This window comes from Photobacterium kagoshimensis, assembly GCF_050337045.1.
Lineage (GTDB): Bacteria > Pseudomonadota > Gammaproteobacteria > Enterobacterales > Vibrionaceae > Photobacterium > Photobacterium kagoshimensis.
The window spans coordinates 35,145-51,291 of the sequence record NZ_JAKJSO010000022.1 but is presented as its reverse complement, the minus strand read 5'-3'; the positions used below and the strand labels follow the sequence as shown (position 1 = coordinate 51,291).

Annotated in this window: 15 protein-coding genes; 8 read left to right on the top strand and 7 right to left on the bottom strand. The window is 48.3% G+C overall.

Going from position 1 to position 16,147, the window contains the following annotated elements; genetic code table 11:
* Positions 1-79: 79 nt before the first annotated feature.
* The gene (recQ, locus tag L4C35_RS19295) at positions 80-1,924 is read right to left on the bottom strand and encodes an ATP-dependent DNA helicase RecQ (RefSeq protein WP_428464425.1); all 1,845 of its coding nucleotides are present in this window, start codon (positions 1,922-1,924) and stop codon (positions 80-82) included.
* 168 nt (positions 1,925-2,092) lie between these two features.
* Between recQ and rarD the strand changes: the two genes are divergently transcribed.
* The 4 genes from rarD to ggt all read left to right on the top strand — a co-directional run bounded on the left by rarD (position 2,093) and on the right by ggt (position 6,597).
* Positions 2,093-3,004 (top strand): EamA family transporter RarD, encoded by a 912-nt coding sequence (gene rarD, locus L4C35_RS19290; protein WP_428464424.1) that lies wholly within the window; start codon positions 2,093-2,095, stop codon positions 3,002-3,004.
* 123 nt (positions 3,005-3,127) lie between these two features.
* Positions 3,128-3,922, top strand: a complete 795-nt coding sequence (locus L4C35_RS19285) for a helix-turn-helix domain-containing protein (RefSeq protein ID WP_428464423.1) — start codon at positions 3,128-3,130, stop codon at positions 3,920-3,922.
* Positions 3,923-4,035: 113 nt separating this feature from the next.
* Positions 4,036-4,731 (top strand): LysE family transporter, encoded by a 696-nt coding sequence (locus L4C35_RS19280; protein WP_428464473.1) that lies wholly within the window; start codon positions 4,036-4,038, stop codon positions 4,729-4,731.
* A 99-nt stretch (positions 4,732-4,830) separates the two neighbouring features.
* A complete protein-coding gene (gene ggt / locus L4C35_RS19275; protein ID WP_428464422.1) occupies positions 4,831-6,597 on the top strand; it encodes a gamma-glutamyltransferase in 1,767 nt (588 codons plus the stop codon).
* A 124-nt stretch (positions 6,598-6,721) separates the two neighbouring features.
* Here the strand turns inward: ggt and uvrD are convergent, their stop codons facing one another.
* Complete coding sequence (gene uvrD / locus L4C35_RS19270; protein WP_428464421.1) at positions 6,722-8,893, bottom strand: DNA helicase II; 2,172 nt, start codon at positions 8,891-8,893, stop codon at positions 6,722-6,724.
* A 277-nt stretch (positions 8,894-9,170) separates the two neighbouring features.
* Between uvrD and L4C35_RS19265 the strand changes: the two genes are divergently transcribed.
* The 4 genes from L4C35_RS19265 to L4C35_RS19250 are packed head-to-tail and all read left to right on the top strand — an operon-like array spanning position 9,171 to position 11,514.
* Complete coding sequence (locus L4C35_RS19265) at positions 9,171-9,434, top strand: BufA1 family periplasmic bufferin-type metallophore (RefSeq protein ID WP_428464420.1); 264 nt, start codon at positions 9,171-9,173, stop codon at positions 9,432-9,434.
* A 24-nt stretch (positions 9,435-9,458) separates the two neighbouring features.
* On the top strand, positions 9,459-10,295 hold the full coding sequence (bufB, locus tag L4C35_RS19260; protein WP_428464472.1) for an MNIO family bufferin maturase: 837 nt from the start codon (positions 9,459-9,461) through the stop codon (positions 10,293-10,295).
* The gene (locus L4C35_RS19255; protein WP_428464419.1) at positions 10,273-11,052 is read left to right on the top strand and encodes an HvfC/BufC N-terminal domain-containing protein; all 780 of its coding nucleotides are present in this window, start codon (positions 10,273-10,275) and stop codon (positions 11,050-11,052) included. Before bufB ends, L4C35_RS19255 begins: the two co-directional genes overlap by 23 nt.
* 3 nt (positions 11,053-11,055) lie before the next feature.
* Positions 11,056-11,514 (top strand): DoxX family protein, encoded by a 459-nt coding sequence (locus L4C35_RS19250; protein ID WP_428464418.1) that lies wholly within the window; start codon positions 11,056-11,058, stop codon positions 11,512-11,514.
* A gap of 123 nt (positions 11,515-11,637) precedes the next feature.
* On the opposite strand, the gene yigB is transcribed toward L4C35_RS19250, so the two are convergent.
* Genes yigB through lysA form a run of 5 tightly spaced genes read right to left on the bottom strand, consistent with a single transcriptional unit; the run spans position 11,638 to position 16,140 of the window.
* Positions 11,638-12,360 (bottom strand): 5-amino-6-(5-phospho-D-ribitylamino)uracil phosphatase YigB, encoded by a 723-nt coding sequence (gene yigB, locus L4C35_RS19245; RefSeq protein ID WP_428464417.1) that lies wholly within the window; start codon positions 12,358-12,360, stop codon positions 11,638-11,640.
* 15 nt (positions 12,361-12,375) lie between these two features.
* Positions 12,376-13,290: a tyrosine recombinase XerC gene (gene xerC / locus L4C35_RS19240; RefSeq protein WP_428464416.1), complete on the bottom strand. Its 915-nt coding sequence runs from the start codon at positions 13,288-13,290 to the stop codon at positions 12,376-12,378.
* Positions 13,287-14,003, bottom strand: a complete 717-nt coding sequence (locus L4C35_RS19235) for a DUF484 family protein (RefSeq protein WP_428464415.1) — start codon at positions 14,001-14,003, stop codon at positions 13,287-13,289. Before L4C35_RS19235 ends, xerC begins: the two co-directional genes overlap by 4 nt.
* Entirely contained in the window at positions 14,000-14,830 is an 831-nt protein-coding gene (gene dapF, locus L4C35_RS19230; RefSeq protein ID WP_428464414.1) for a diaminopimelate epimerase, read from the bottom strand. Before dapF ends, L4C35_RS19235 begins: the two co-directional genes overlap by 4 nt.
* Before the next feature lie 59 nt (positions 14,831-14,889).
* Positions 14,890-16,140, bottom strand: coding sequence for a diaminopimelate decarboxylase (gene lysA / locus L4C35_RS19225; protein WP_428464413.1), 1,251 nt, complete (start codon positions 16,138-16,140; stop codon positions 14,890-14,892).
* Positions 16,141-16,147 lie beyond the last annotated feature (7 nt).

Here is a 16,147-nt window from a genome sequence, read left to right as displayed (position 1 = left end):
TATACCGGACCCGGATAAGTCCGGTATTTTTTTGCCTGCCATTTACGATCCCCCTGAACGACGTTCTAAGCCATATAGACTAATAATCAACCGTCGCCATCAAGTGTTCTTCTATCACCGTTAAGAAGGCTTGACCGTATTTTTCCAGCTTACGCTGACCGACCCCATTAACTGCAAGCAACGCCCCCGCGGAGGTCGGTAACTTTTCTGCCATCTCCATTAAGCTAGCATCATTAAATACCACATACGGTGGCAAGTCATCTTCATCGGCAATCGCTTTGCGTAGCTTACGTAATTTCGCGAACAGTTTTTTATCGTACTGACGATTGGCCAATTTATCGTTTTTTGCGGTACGCGCGGCGCTGTCTAACCGTGGCACCGCTAACTCTAAACTGATTTCGCTACGCAGTATCGCGCGGGCTTTTTCGGTTAACTGCAGGGTGGAGCTACGCATAATATTTTGATTCAAAAAGCCCAAGTGAACCAATTGACGCAAAATACTGATCCAAAACTCATTACTGTGCTCCCGACCAATACCATAGGTGGTTAACTTATCGTGACCGTGTTCGCGGATCCGCTGATTTTGCATCCCACGCAGCACTTCCACCACGTAAGTCATACCAAAGTTTTGATTAACGCGATAAACACACGACAACGCTTTTTGTGCCACTTCAAGTGCGGCAAAGCGCTTAGGCGGATCGATACAAATATCGCAGTTACCACAAGCTTGTTCACGGTGTTCGCCAAAGTAGTGCAGTAACACTTGGCGGCGGCAGGTTTGTGCTTCGGCAAACGCGCCCATCGCATTCAACTTATGGCTCTCAACCCGTTTTTGCTCCCCTTCTTCTTTTTCATCAAGACAACGGCGTAGCCACGCCAGATCCGAAGGGTCGTAAAAAGTCACGGCTTCCGCGGGTAAGCCATCCCGCCCTGCGCGTCCTGTTTCTTGATAGTAAGACTCGATATTGCGTGGAATATCGTAATGCACCACAAAGCGTACGTTGGGTTTGTTGATCCCCATACCAAAAGCAACCGTCGCCACCACAATGTGAATGTCATCGCGCTGAAAGCCTTCTTGAACGTAAGCGCGATCACTAAAATCTAATCCGGCATGATACGCCGCCGCACGGATCCCTTCACCGCACAGTTTCTCGGTAATTTGTTCAACCCGCTTACGGCTATTGCAATAAATAATGCCACATTGGCCGCGCACGCCCGTGAGGTAGCGGGTGAGCTGCGCCATGGGTTTATATTTTTCTTGCAAGGTATAACGAATATTCGGCCGATCGAAACTGCCTAAATACACATGCGGTTCGACCAAAGCCAATCGGCTCACAATATCACTACGAGTGGTGTCATCTGCGGTGGCTGTTAAGGCTAAGATAGGCACATCAGGAAAGTATTGTTTAAGCACCCCGAGTTCCGCATATTCACGGCGGAAGTCGTGCCCCCACTGCGAAATGCAGTGCGCTTCATCCACCGCAATCAAGCACAGTGGCGTGTCTTTGAGCCGTTCAATAAAATCAAACATCAGAGCGCGTTCAGGTGAGACATACACCAACTTCACGGCCCCCGACTGCATAGCCTCGAAAGTCTCCATCACCGCTTCGCGGGTCATGGTCGAATTTAAGTATGCCGCCGCCACCCCATTGGCTTGCAATTGATCTACCTGATCTTTCATTAATGATATAAGCGGTGAGATCACCAAGGTCAGGCCATCGAGCATTAATGCGGGAATTTGATAGCACAGTGATTTGCCACCACCGGTCGGCATGATCACTAAACCGTCTTGCCCTGCTGCCGCTGCTTCAATGACTTCTTGTTGACCCAAACGGAACGCTTGGTAGCCAAACACATCCTGCAAAATTTGTTCGCTTGCAGATGGGGCGTTCGGCGTCTGAGATTCAGCACAGCTTGATGACATAACACGGCTCTTTGAACTAAGGGGGCGAGTATTCTATACCAAACGCCGCCACCGAGCATTCCCTGTTGAATCTGGTTGGTTTCTGTTCGAGCATCGTTTTATACTGCTGTCACATTTTTCAGATAAAAATGCCCTCTTTTCGCCTTTTTATATAAACAGCTGGGATCAATGGACGAACAAGCACAACAAACACGACGAGGGGTGTTACTCGCCCTCGCGGCCTACACCATGTGGGGCATTGCACCTATATATTTCAAATCTCTACAGCATGTCAGTGCATTTGAAATATTGAGTAATCGGGTTATTTGGTCTTTCTTTTTCTTAGCAGGGATCATCGGCCTTCGTCGTCACTGGTTCAAAGTCGCGGCCATAATGCGCCAACCCAAAATGCTCTCAATTCTGGCATTAACGTCGGTATTGGTCGGGAGCAACTGGCTGATTTTTATCTGGGCAATCAATAACAACTACATGCTTGATGCCAGTTTAGGTTATTTTATCAATCCTTTATTTAATGTCGTGTTAGCCATGATTTTTCTTGGGGAGCGATTACGCCCCTTGCAATGGGTTGCTGTGGCACTCGCCACTATCGGGGTCTTGGTGCAATTGATCCAATTTGGCTCACTTCCTTGGATTGCACTGGCGTTAGCCGCCACCTTTGCTTGTTATGGTTTACTTCGCAAAAAGGTCAACCTTGATGCGCAAACGGGGCTCTTTATCGAAACTTGTTTGCTGCTGCCTATCGCCGCTTTTTACGTGTTAATGATTGCCGATACCCCCACCTCAAACTGGGCATTAAATAGCACCACAACCAACTTGCTATTAATGGCTGCTGGGATTGTCACAACCGTGCCATTACTGTGCTTTACCGGGGCTGCCACTAAGCTGAGGTTCTCGACCTTAGGTTTTTTCCAATACATAGGGCCTAGTTTGATGTTCTTGCTCGCCGTCACTGTATATGGCGAAGCGTTTACTGCTGATAAAGGCATAACATTTGGCTTTATTTGGGCGGGGCTGGTGATATTCAGTGCAGACGGCTTACGCACCCATCGCCACAATAAAAAACAGATAGCCACAGGTTAAGAGACTCGCGGTTTAATCCATGGCCATGCGGTACTGTGACTTTTTTACAAGCCGCACCGTCATGGCTATGGTCTACTTAGGGGAGCCAAGCAAAAACATGCCGAATCAACGGGGAGCATTGCTATGAATATAATCAACCATCGCAAAAGCCCCATTGACGATATCAACCTGATTGATGCCCACTATCAAAGCTTTGCATTCAAGCGCCACTATCACCTGGATTACCATTTAGGCTTGATCACTCACGGCCAACAACAATACTTCTATCAAGGCGCTAAACACATCGCTGGTGCGGGGCAATTAGTGATCATGCCACCTGATGAAATCCACGATGGCCAACCCAAAGAGCAATCAGGCTATCGCGTCAAAGTGTTTAGCATCACACCGAATTGGCTTAGCCAACAAGCCGAAGAAGTTTCAGGCAAAATGCACTACAGCTTTCCGCAAAACAACATTGCTGATCAGCCGTTATTTCACCAACTCACGCAGCTCCACCAGCAGCTCGATAATCCGCTGATCTCACAATTGGCCCGAGAGAGTCTTCCTATCGAGTCGTTTTCTTATTTGTTAACCCATTATGGGCAAGTACGTGAAACACCCATCACCGCATTGGGTAGCAAAGATTTGCGTCAGCTACGTGACTACGTGATGGCCCATTTAGATCAAAAAATCGGCTTGGAAGATTTAGCAACACTCTGTAATCTCAGCCCATCGCAGATGCTGCGCCAATTTAAAAAAGCGACCGCTATGACGCCGTATGCGTGGTTAGCCCGCCTTCGGTTAGAACATGCCATGGCGCTGCTAAAAGCTGGATTTAGCAGTACTGAAGTGGCGTATCATGTCGGCTTTTACGACCAAGCTCACTTTGCCAATGCGTTCAAGCAAACCTATGGTATTGCCCCTTCACACATCAAATAACCGCTACGCCTATTCACTGTCATTATTTTACAAGCTTATATCTGCAAATTACGGCATTCTGACGACCGCTGGGCATTCCGCCTCGCAGTTTGAAGGATGTCATCGCTACAATGATCAACGAAGTCACTACGCTATTCACACTTGTCACTGTCCACATTATTGCCCTGATGAGCCCTGGGCCTGATTTTGCTTTAGTGGTACAAAATGCAGGTCGCTATGGGCGTCAAACAGGGATCAGCATTGCCTTGGGATTATCTCTGGGTATTTTGATGCACTCTATTTTGAGCCTCACCGGGGCAAGTCTCCTTATTCATCAACACCCGATGTTATTTTCCCTACTGCAAGCTGCGGGCGGCAGTTACTTATTGTGGCTTGGGGTTGGTGCCGTAAAGGGGATTTTATTGCCACTATGGCAAACCAAGCGCAACAGTAAACACAACAATGAAAAGTCGCAATCAGCCACACAACCTGCTACTTCACCAACACCACCGCGAGTCTTGGCAAACCGCAAACAAGCGCTGATGAAAGGCTTCACCACCAATATTCTTAACCCTAAAGCCTTGGTGTTTTTTATTAGCCTGCTATCAACGCTGGTACCTGCCGATATGTCGTTAACGGGGAAAATCAGTGCCATCGCAATTTTATGGCTCACTTCTTTTATGTGGTTTGCCCTATTAGCTTGGCTCTTAACCGGCAAACGCCTCCAACAAAAACTGCAGTATGCCGCGCCCTACATTGATGGCCTCTGCGGAGTACTCTTTATCAGCATTGGCTCAATAATTTTATGGTCGGTAGTCAGCGGAATTTGAATTTAAGCACAAAAGCAGGCCAATAATTAGACAAGGGATAATAAGGCTGCCACTCTGATTTTATTGCAAACGGAATGCACATAAATCAAAGGACAACCAATGCCGCGAATCCCCCAGCCAACTCTCGCCAAGCTCACTCTCAGCTTGGCGTTTGCTTTTTCTAGTACCTTACTTTTTGCCAGCCAAACCACCGATAGTATCGCCCCAGAAGCCGCGACAGGCTTACAACACCAAACACTGGTCACAGGCAGTGAATGGATGGTGGCCGCTGCCAATCCCCTTGCCAGTGAAGCAGGTGCACAAATGCTGCGCCAAGGCGGTAATGCTATTGACGCCATGATTGCAACGCAATTGGTATTGGGCTTAGTCGAACCGCAATCATCGGGGATTGGTGGCGGCGCATTCTTAGTGTATTGGGATGCAAAAAAACAAGCGATGACTACCTTTGATGGCCGTGAAACCGCACCGTATGCCGTCACCCCCATTTTGTTTCAAGACAACAAAGGCCAGCCACTAACATTCTTCGATGCTGTGGTGGGCGGCCGCTCTGTTGGCACACCGGGCACCGTCAAATTGCTTTGGCACACCCACCAACGGTTAGGTACATTAGAGTGGAAAAAGCTATTTGAACCTGCACTCAAACTGGCACAACAAGGGTTTATCGTAAGCCCTCGATTAGCCTTACTGGTCGAGAAAGACCAAACATACCTCCAGCGGTTTGCCCCCACTAAAGCCTACTTTTTTAATCGCGACGGTACCCCGATTCAAGCAGGACAACGCCTTAAAAACCCCGAATACGCCAAGACACTGCGCTTGATCGCCGATCAAGGTGCGACCGCCTTTTACCATGGTCAAATCGCCAAAGACATCGTCAAAACAGTGCGGAGTGTGAAAGAAAATCCTGGGGTATTAAGCACTATCGATTTCGCCACTTACCAAGTCAAAGAACGCCCTGCGGTGTGCGCCCCTTACCGCCAGTACAGTATCTGCGGCATGGGACCGCCAAGTTCGGGCGCCCTCACACTCGGGCAAATCATGGGGATGCTTAGCCATTATCCGCTCGATAACATGGGGGCCAGTGACGTCCACAGTTGGCGCTTGCTGGGTGATGCTTCACGCCTTGCTTTTGCTGATCGGGGCCGTTATATGGCCGATAGCGATTATGTGCCGATGCCCACCAAAGGCTTACTGGCCGATGGCTATATCGAACAACGGGCCAAATTACTCAACGGTAATATGGCGCTGTCTAGCGTCGAAGCTGGTATGCCGACCTGGAGTTACGCCAATGTTTACGCACAAGATGAATCATTAGAATTCCCATCGACCAGCCACTTCACCATCGTCGATAAAGATCGCAATGTGGTCTCTATGACCACCACGATAGAAAATGGCTTTGGCTCTCGCTTAATGGTCGGTGGATTCCTGCTCAACAATGAACTAACTGACTTTTCCTTCCGTAGCCATATCGATGGCATTCCCATTGCCAACCGCATTGAGCCAGGTAAACGCCCTCGCTCGTCAATGGCACCGACTATCGTATTAGAAGATGGCGAGCCACGCTTGGCTGTGGGTTCACCCGGTGGCAGCCAAATTATTGGGTATGTCGCTAAAACTTTGGTCGGCCATCTCGATTGGGGGCTCGATTTACAGCAGGCCATCAACTTACCTAACATGAACAACCGCTTTGGTACTTTTGAGCTAGAACAAGACACCAATGCCGAACTCTGGGCACCTAAATTAGAGCGCTTAGGCTTTGAGGTAAAAATCAAACCGCTCAACTCTGGGGTACAAGCGATCCGCATTGATGGGAAAAACCTGATTGGCGCCGCCGATCCTCGCCGTGAAGGCAAGGTGATCGCCCAGTAATACCTCGAATCTGTAAGACCGAGTACCGGTAACACCTTGCAATAGGCGAGCATACTTCAACTAATAAAAAGCCCGCGATATTTTCATATCGCGGGCTGTGTATTATTCACCAAATACGCGGTGATTACATAGGATCAAGCTTGGCGTATTGGGTCACCAACCACTTAATGCCTTCACCGTTAAAGGCCACTTGCACGCGGCTTTGTGCACCACTGCCTTCAAAATTGATAATCGTCCCTTCACCAAATTTCGGATGCTGCACACGCTGGCCTAAACTAAATCCAGTTTGGTTAAAGTTATCGTTCACCGTGGTTTGGCTAAAGCGCCCACCAGTCGCTGGACGCGACACTTGCGCCTTCATACGCACTTCTTCAACGTGCTGCTCTGGGATTTCCCGAATAAAACGTGATGGCTTGTGGTAATTATCTTTACCGTATAAGCGGCGCATTTCAGCATGGGTGATGTAGAGCTTTTTCATGGCGCGAGTCATGCCCACGTAACACAAGCGACGCTCTTCTTCTAACCGACCCACCTCTTCGGTGGTGCGAGAACTTGGGAACATGCCCTCTTCCACGCCAACCATAAAGACCACAGGGAACTCCAAGCCTTTGGCGCTGTGCATTGTCATCAGCTGCACCGCATCATCAAACTCATCGGCTTGGCCTTCACCGGCTTCCAATGCCGCATGCGACAAGAACGCCGATAGCGGGCTCATCTCTTCGGCTTCTTCAGGTACTTCAAACTGACGAGTGGCAGTCACCAACTCTTCCAAGTTTTCAATCCGCGCTTGGGCTTTTTCGCCCTTCTCTTGCTCGTACATCGCACGTAAGCCAGAATTGCGGATCACTTCATCGGTTTGCTGGTACATAGGCAAATCCGCAGTATCGTCTTCTAACGCGTTCACTAATTCGATGAAGCGACGTAGCGCATTCGCCGCACGGCCAGCGAGCACTTGCTCTTCAAGCAAGGAGATACTCGCTTGCCACATCGTCATACCGCGATCTCGCGCTGCTAAACGAATGGTTTCTAAGGTACGATCGCCAATGCCACGGGTTGGGGTATTCACCACGCGCTCAAACGACGCATCATCGTTACGATTGCTCATTAAGCGCAAGTAAGACAATGCATCTTTAATTTCTTGGCGTTCGAAGAAACGCATCCCACCATAAATACGGTAAGGCATGCCCGCTTGAATTAAGGCTTCTTCCAACACGCGCGATTGGGCATTGCTGCGGTACAAGAAGGCCGTGTCTTTCAGCACGCCGCCTTGTTCACGCCATTCTTTGATTTTACCGACCGCAAAACGGGCTTCATCAAGCTCGTTAAATGCCGAGTAAATCGAGATCAAATCGCCTTCAGCACCATCGGTCCATAGGCTCTTGCCCATGCGCTCGTTGTTATTGGCGATCAGTTCATTGGCTGCTTTAAGAATATTGCCCGTCGAGCGGTAATTTTGCTCAAGGAAAATCGATGATGCGCCTTTGAAGTCACTCAAGAAACGTTGAATATTCTCCACTTTGGCGCCACGCCAACCGTAGATAGATTGGTCATCATCACCCACGATCATCACATTACAATCTGGCCCCGCCATTAAGCGTAACCAGGCAAATTGAATGTTGTTGGTATCTTGAAATTCGTCGACCAAAATATGCTTAAAGCGCGCTTGGTAATGCTCGCGAATATGTTTGTTATCGCGGATCAACTCAAAGGCCCGCAGCAATAATTCGGCAAAATCGACCAAACCTGCACGATCACAGGCTTCTTGATACGCGGTGTATAAGCGCAGCCAAGTTTGTTCAACCGGATCGTTGAAAGTATCGATATGTTTCGGGCGCAGCCCTTCGTCTTTTTTACCATTGATGTACCACACGGCTTGACGAGCAGGCCATTGTTTTTCATCAAGGTTATGCAGTTTGATCAGACGGCGCATTAACCGCATCTGATCATCAGAATCGAGGATATTAAAGTCTTCAGGCAAACGCGCTTCAAGGTAATGTGCACGAAGCATGCGGTGACATAGACCATGGAAAGTGCCGTTCCACATGCCTGCCGATGAGCCATGCATTAGCTCGTTAATACGGCCTCGCATTTCTGCCGCCGCTTTATTGGTAAAAGTCACCGACATAATCGAATACGGTGACGCTTGCTCAATCGACATTAACCAAGCAATACGATGAACCAGCACCCGTGTTTTACCACTGCCCGCGCCAGCCAGTACCAAGTGGTTACCTAACGGTGCTGCCACCGCTTCGCGTTGTTTGTCATTAAGACCATCTAACAGGAGTGATACGTCCATCGTCATCTACTGGTTATTTATACAATGGTGTCGATTATAACAGCTCCATTTGAGAATACTCTGAGAAGTTATCAGTGATTCAACCTCTTGCTGACTACTTTTTGTTCTATGCTTGGAACTAGCAGAAAGTTACACCTAGGTAAATTAATTGTAAAAAAGGTGAAATTATTTTCTCGCTACCCCTTTCTTATGTTCCGAGAGCGCAAAAAGCGCCATTAGAAACCAAAAGGAAACGTTGCTACATCAAGCAACAGTCAGCGTATAAAGAGGAATTACCATGAAGAAGACAAATATCGCCCTAGCCACTGCTGTTACTGGTCTTATTGCACTTGCAGGTACTATGGCTTCAACGTCAGCTGTTGCCGCTGATGGCGCAAAAGAAAAATGCTACGGTGTTGCTAAAGCGGGTAAAAATGACTGTGCGACCAAAACCAGCTCATGCGCAGGTACATCAAAAGTCGATGGCCAAACAGATGCCTTCATCATGGTACCAAAAGGCTTATGTGACCGTCTGTCTGGTGGCTCTACAGAGGCAAAATAATTGGGCAAACTGACACAGCAACAGATGGTTGGGGTGGGCTTACGCTCCCCCCACATCTTACCCATACTCGACCAGCGGCCAGATATCGGTTGGCTTGAAATCCATAGTGAAAATTACTTCAATCCTCATTCCACGGCGCGTGAACAACTTCGAGAGATAGCAAACCACTACCCAATAAGCTGTCATGGCATTGGATTATCACTCGGTTCAGCCGATCCGTTGGATACACAGCACCTTAAACAACTCAAACACCTAGTGGATGAAGTGAACCCCATCGCGGTGTCGGATCACTTAAGCTGGAGTTCGGTCGACGGCCAGTTTTTTAATGATTTACTGCCACTGCCCTACACCGAAGAGGCATTAGTGAATTTCTGCCATAAGGTTGAGCAGGTTCAAGATTATTTGGGCCGAGAGTTCTTGGTTGAAAACCCTTCTAGCTATCTCAGCTTTAATCATTCGGTTATCCCTGAATGGGAATTTCTGCATGAAGTACAGCAGCGTACTGGCTGTGGCTTACTGCTCGATTTCAATAATATTTACGTCAGCAGCTTCAATCATGGCTTTGATTGCCAGCAATACATCAAGGCGCTCAACCCTAATGCCGTCAAAGAAATTCACCTCGCAGGCTTTACCGTCAAAAAGTATGACCAAGGTGAAATATGGATTGATACCCATAGCCGCCCAGTCAGTAAGCCTGTTTGGTTACTCTATCAGCTGTGGATCCGCCAGCATGGCGCTGTCCCCACCTTAATTGAGTGGGATCTTGATATCCCTGAGTTAGACGTTTTGTTGGCCGAGGCCCATAAAGCAACCACCATTATCACGCAGGAGGCGCACTATGGACCAATCACCCTGCCCTGATTCAGCACCTGCACTGCACCAATTGCAGCAAGCATTTTCGACCGCACTGCACTATCAACCCAGTGAGGTTAGCAAACATATTCAGGTCGGTCGCTTTCCCGCCGACCAACTTATTCAGGTATATCGCAACAATTTTATCGTGAGTCTGTGCGAAGTGCTCGAAGCGACTTACCCTTGCACCCAAGCGGTAATTGGTGAGGAATGTTTTACCCAATTAGCTCGCCAACACGTGCTCAACTACCCCCTTAAACAGGGGGATGTCACGCCATACGGTGCATGTTTCGGTAATACAATATGTACTCATCCCAGTTTGTTAGAAGCGGTGCCCTATCTGGTCGAATTAATCCAACTGGAATGGCTGATCGATACCGCCAGTCAGCACCCATGTCAGGCTACGGACTTTCCGTTTGAGAAATTGCAGGTTCTCACTGAAGACAATATTGCTCATGCTCAGCTCGTTGTCCCTGAGCATACCTACTTACTGGATGCCAACTATCCCGTTGGCAGTATCTGGCAGATGATTCACCACGACAAAGTTGAAGAGATCGACCTTAACCAAGCTGAATCTGTGATCATTCAACACCACTCCGAACAGTTATCGGTACTCACGACCACACCCGCTGCAACCGCTTTAGTGCAGCTTAGCCAGCAACAGCGTCCATTGGGCGATGCCAACGAGGCCATGATGGCGATATTGGGGGAATTGCTCCAACACCAGGTATTTTCAGATATTCAAGGGTTGCCACAGGGAGAATAGTGCATGCTGAATTTTATGAAACACATCGATGGCGTGGCTCAGCGGATCACCGATCCTCTGGTGCCTTTTCTACTGCTCTTTACGCGCCTGTGGGTCGCGTGGGTCTTTTTTAAATCAGGGATGGTGAAATATTCCAGCTGGGACAGCACCTTGTATTTATTTGAATTTGAATACCAAGTCCCCCTGCTTCCGTGGCAGTTAGCCGCCTATATGGGGACGGCGGCAGAGCTAATTTTACCGGTATTTTTAATACTGGGGCTGTTTACCCGCCCAATGGCATTGATTTTATTCATGTTTAACGCCATTGCCGTGATGTCCTATCCCTTACTGTGGGAGAAAGGGTTTTTCGACCACCAGCTATGGGGCATGATGATGCTAGTGAACGTTTTTTGGGGAGCGGGGTTATTCTCGGTTGATAAACTGATCAGCAGTGTCCCCAAAAAACACAGCGCACTGCAATAAAGTCTTTCAAGGCGAGATGCAAAAGAACAAGATAAGAAAGACCAATACAAGAGCCAACAAAAACCCAATAAAAAGGCGACATAAATAACGTCGCCTGATTGTTTCTGTTCACTCGCTGATCCGCTATTCAGCGACCACATCCAATAATGCCGCCAACGATGATATCTCAATATCGGGCAGCCGACGGGCGCGCGGTTCGCTGTGCAAGCAACGATCAAGGTCGTTAAACCAGCACGCTTGATAACCATTGAGCAAGGCGCCACTGACATCGGTATGTAAGTGATCACCAACATGGAGAATATTCTCACATGGCACGCCAATAAGTTGAGCGGCTCGAGCAAACATATCAGGCGCTGGCTTCGCCGCCCCATCGCGCCCTGCTTGTAACAGGTGACTAAAATAGCCACTCAGACCAATTTTTTCTGCATCCACATTGCCATTGGTGATCGCCACTAACGGCACCCGCTGGGCTAACAAGGCAAGTACACGATGCGTTTCGGGTGGCACATCGACCTGATTTCGCACCGCTAGCACTGTCGCGACCCCGTCGTTTGCCGCTTGCGTAGCTTGATTAAGCGAATAGCCGAGCTGCATTAAACCAATTTTGAGTAATTCAAACCGCCAAAGGGTTACATCATGGCGTAACCAAGGGTCAACTTTTGCCAATTGCTGCTTTAATGCCATCCAGTCAGCCACCGTCAGCATACGTGACACAGGATGCACCAGATGCAACCAGTCATACATCGCCTGCTCGGCACGACGGATAACAGGACGATTGTCATAAAGCGTATCGTCTAAATCAAAGGTTAAGGCTTTGATTGGCTTTAAAGGTCGGTAAAACTGCATTACTCGCTCAACACATTATTTATTGCCGCGTTTCGCACGCGGATGGGATTCATCATACACCTTCGCAAGATGTTGAAAATCAAGATGGGTATAGATCTGAGTGGTTGAAAGGTTCGCGTGGCCCAGTAACTCTTGTACCGCACGTAAATCACCACTCGATTCCAACATATGGGTGGCAAAACTATGGCGTAATTTATGTGGGCTAATATGGCTAGACACCGATTGTTTTTGGCCCCACTCAGCCATCCGTTTTTGGACATTACGGGTTGAAATACGAGTGCCTAGCTTAGAAACAAACAATGCTGGCTCACCATTAGCCGCTAATTGCCCTCGGACTTTGAGCCATTTAGCCACCCATTCACGAGCCAATCCTGCAAATGGAACAACCCGCTCTTTATCCCCTTTACCGATAACGCGTAGATCGCCTTTGCTCAAGCTAATATCACGGACATTCACACCGACAATTTCAGCCAAGCGTAACCCCGCACCATACATCAATTCCATCAACGCACGATCACGAATCGATAATGGGTCATCCTCGTTCACATTCAGCAGCTGATCCATTTCATCGACATCAAGGTTCTTAGGTAACGGCCGCGCTTTACGCGGTGCTGACACCCCTCTGGCTGGGTTAGCAGCCAAGACTTTAATCTGCACTAAATAATCAAAAAAGCTACGTAAGGCAGATAAACGCATCGACAAACTGCTGGCTTTAAGGCCATCACGCATACCTTTACTGGCCAACTGACGTACCCAACCCGCATCCACTTGCTGCCAATCCGTCACGCCTAACGCCACCAACTGCTCAGCCATAGTGGTTAACTGACGTTTATAGTTGTGCTGGGTGTGTAAACTCAGTTCACGTTCACTACGAATATACTCGTAAAAACGATTAAGCGACTTTTCTAAGCTCGCGGGCAAGCCACTCACTCAATCACCTCACGGCTGTATTCCCAGTGGCTAATTAAACGCGAAATAATCAATGCCAACTGTTCAACAAACAAGGTATCCATATTCGGTTGGAAATGGCCGCCATCAGCACTTGAGAAACTCAATACTCCAATCGGACGTTCAAGTCCTAATGGTAGTACGACAAAGGAGCCAAGCTGAGGCGGTTGTTCAAACAGCATTTCACTTTCTTTTTTACGCAAGCGACCTAAATACACCGAACGGCGAGACATGTGAGAGACACGGAAAGATTCAAAATCGCGGCGATCTAAAAATAGTTGTTCGTCCATGCTATCGAATAAGCGCAGACTGTATTCAAGATTCAATTCTGTGGTTAATTCATCCAGCACGAGCAAGGCTTGATAAATATTATGGGTTTGAAACAACTTCACTTGTGCTTGCGAAAACAACGCATGTAAATCACTGTTCTTGGCAGCAATATCGACTAAGCGAGCAATGTTACCTTCCAGCTCATTCACCCGATGACGCAAACGCTCAAGTTGAATTTCAACCAAAGACACTACGCCACGTTCACTTTGTGGTATGTGCAAATACGCCAGCAAATCAGGCTGGCGTAAGAAAAAATCAGGGTGACTCAGTAAATACTCAGCCACGGCTTCATCGTGTAATTTGTCATTCAACGGGGTTTCTGACACCACTTCGGTCAGTGCTTCCAGTTGCGATACATCGGTCATAATACAATTTGTCCATCATAAACATGCGCCACAGGCCCAGTCATATAGAGGGGTTTCCCTTCACCAGCCCAGCTGATGTACAAGTCACCACCTGGTAACACTACTTTCACTTTTTCGTCGAGCAAACCTTGATGCTGACCAATCGCAACGGCCGCACAGGCGCCACTGCCACAAGCCTGGGTTTCACCCGCACCACGCTCGTACACGCGTAATTTTATCTCACCCGCACTCAGAACTTGCATAAAACCTGCGTTCACTCGCTCAGGGAAACGTTCATGGGATTCGACCAGTGGGCCTAAGGTTTCAACATCGGCGGTATCAACATCATCCACCACAGTGACACAATGCGGGTTACCCATACTCACCGCACCACAAAATAACGTACTTTCACCTGCGCGCAGTAAATAGGTTTTTTCAGCTTGTTTCGCACGAAAAGGAATTTTGCTCGGCTCAAAATTAGGCTCACCCATATTGACCGTCACTTGATTGTCATTCTCAAGCTTCAGCAACATTTTTCCCGCTTTGGTACTAACGGAGATGAGGTACTTATTGGTTAACCCTTTCATCCACACAAAACGGGCAAAACAACGTGCCCCATTGCCACACTGCTCCACCTCACTGCCATCCGCATTGAATATTCGGTAATGAAAGTCAGTTTCAGGATCATACGGCGGCTCAACCACCAACAACTGATCGAAGCCCACCCCACGATGGCGATCCGCTAAACGGCGGATCGCATCGGGTGAGAAGAACACGTTTTGTGTGACACAGTCGACCACCATGAAGTCATTACCCAACCCATGCATTTTGGAGAAATTAATCTGCATGTTGTTCCTTTTTTATCGTTATACCCATAGAGGTGCCTGTGTGTTCAATATCGTGATCATTACGGCAATAGCGATTCAGACTGCCAAAGTTGCTCAAGTTGTTCACGCTGACGAACAACATAGGTGGTGTCACCATCAACCATAATTTCAGCCGCCCGCGCACGGGTATTGTAATTCGATGACATCACAAAGCCATAGGCACCCGCCGAACGAACCGCGAGTAAATCACCTTCGGCTAAACAAAGCAGGCGTTCTTTACCCAAATAGTCGCCCGTTTCACAGATAGGGCCAACAAAATCATACTCAGTGGTTTCACCGTCACGCGGTACGACCGCCACAATATCCTGCCATGCTTGATACAGGGTTGGGCGAATTAAATCATTCATCGCGGCATCCACAATCGCGAAATTTTTGTATTCGGTATGTTTGAGATACTCAACTCGCGTCAGTAAAATGCCCGCATTGGCAGCAATAGCGCGGCCCGGCTCAAAAATAAGTTCCAGCTCGGGGTGATTTTCTAATCGCTCAAGTAGTGCCGTCGCATATTCCGACGGCAAAGGTGGCTGTTCTTCATTGTAGGTCACACCCAGACCACCACCGACATCAAGGTGAACAATGTGAATGCCTTCTGCTTTCAGTTCATCCACCAGCGCCAACAAACGATCGGTCGCATCAATAAACGGGCCAATATCCGTCAGCTGAGAGCCGATATGGCAATCCATGCCGATGACTTCTAAATTCGGTAAGCTATGCGCTAGGCGGTAGACCGCTGGCGCACGATCAAAGGCAATACCAAATTTATTATCACGTAAGCCCGTTGAGATATATGGGTGCGTTTTCGCATCCACATCGGGGTTAATACGTAATGAAATCGGCGCAACCACGCCTAACTCAGCGGCCACGTTATTGAGGCGCTCGAGTTCAGGCTCAGATTCGACATTGAAACACTTTATCCCTAATTCTAACGCACGTTTCATCTCGCTGTAAGTTTTACCAACCCCAGAAAAAACAATCTTGGCTGGATCGCCACCTGCGACGATCACACGCTCTAATTCACCCTGCGAGACAATATCGAACCCCGAGCCCAAACGCGCTAATACATTCAGTACCCCAATATTCGAATTGGCTTTAACCGCATAGCAAATCAAATGTGGCTGATCGGCAACGGCATGATCAAACGCTTTCCAATGGCGCTCTAACGTGGCGCGAGAATATACATACAGTGGCGTGCCATGTTGCTCGGCAAGCTCGGTCAGTGCCACTTCTTCGGCCCATAGCTGGCCATCTTGCTGGTAATTAAAGTAATCCAATGTCTTT

Coding starts and splice junctions, on each gene's coding strand:
- recQ (WP_428464425.1), bottom strand. CDS start 1,924: ATGTCATCAAGCTGTGCTGAATCTCAGACGCCGAACGCCCCATCTGCA.
- rarD (WP_428464424.1), top strand. CDS start 2,093: ATGGACGAACAAGCACAACAAACACGACGAGGGGTGTTACTCGCCCTC.
- L4C35_RS19285 (WP_428464423.1), top strand. CDS start 3,128: ATGAATATAATCAACCATCGCAAAAGCCCCATTGACGATATCAACCTG.
- ggt (WP_428464422.1), top strand. CDS start 4,831: ATGCCGCGAATCCCCCAGCCAACTCTCGCCAAGCTCACTCTCAGCTTG.
- uvrD (WP_428464421.1), bottom strand. CDS start 8,893: ATGGACGTATCACTCCTGTTAGATGGTCTTAATGACAAACAACGCGAA.
- L4C35_RS19265 (WP_428464420.1), top strand. CDS start 9,171: ATGAAGAAGACAAATATCGCCCTAGCCACTGCTGTTACTGGTCTTATT.
- bufB (WP_428464472.1), top strand. CDS start 9,459: ATGGTTGGGGTGGGCTTACGCTCCCCCCACATCTTACCCATACTCGAC.
- L4C35_RS19255 (WP_428464419.1), top strand. CDS start 10,273: ATGGACCAATCACCCTGCCCTGATTCAGCACCTGCACTGCACCAATTG.
- L4C35_RS19250 (WP_428464418.1), top strand. CDS start 11,056: ATGCTGAATTTTATGAAACACATCGATGGCGTGGCTCAGCGGATCACC.
- yigB (WP_428464417.1), bottom strand. CDS start 12,360: ATGCAGTTTTACCGACCTTTAAAGCCAATCAAAGCCTTAACCTTTGAT.
- L4C35_RS19235 (WP_428464415.1), bottom strand. CDS start 14,003: ATGACCGATGTATCGCAACTGGAAGCACTGACCGAAGTGGTGTCAGAA.
- dapF (WP_428464414.1), bottom strand. CDS start 14,830: ATGCAGATTAATTTCTCCAAAATGCATGGGTTGGGTAATGACTTCATG.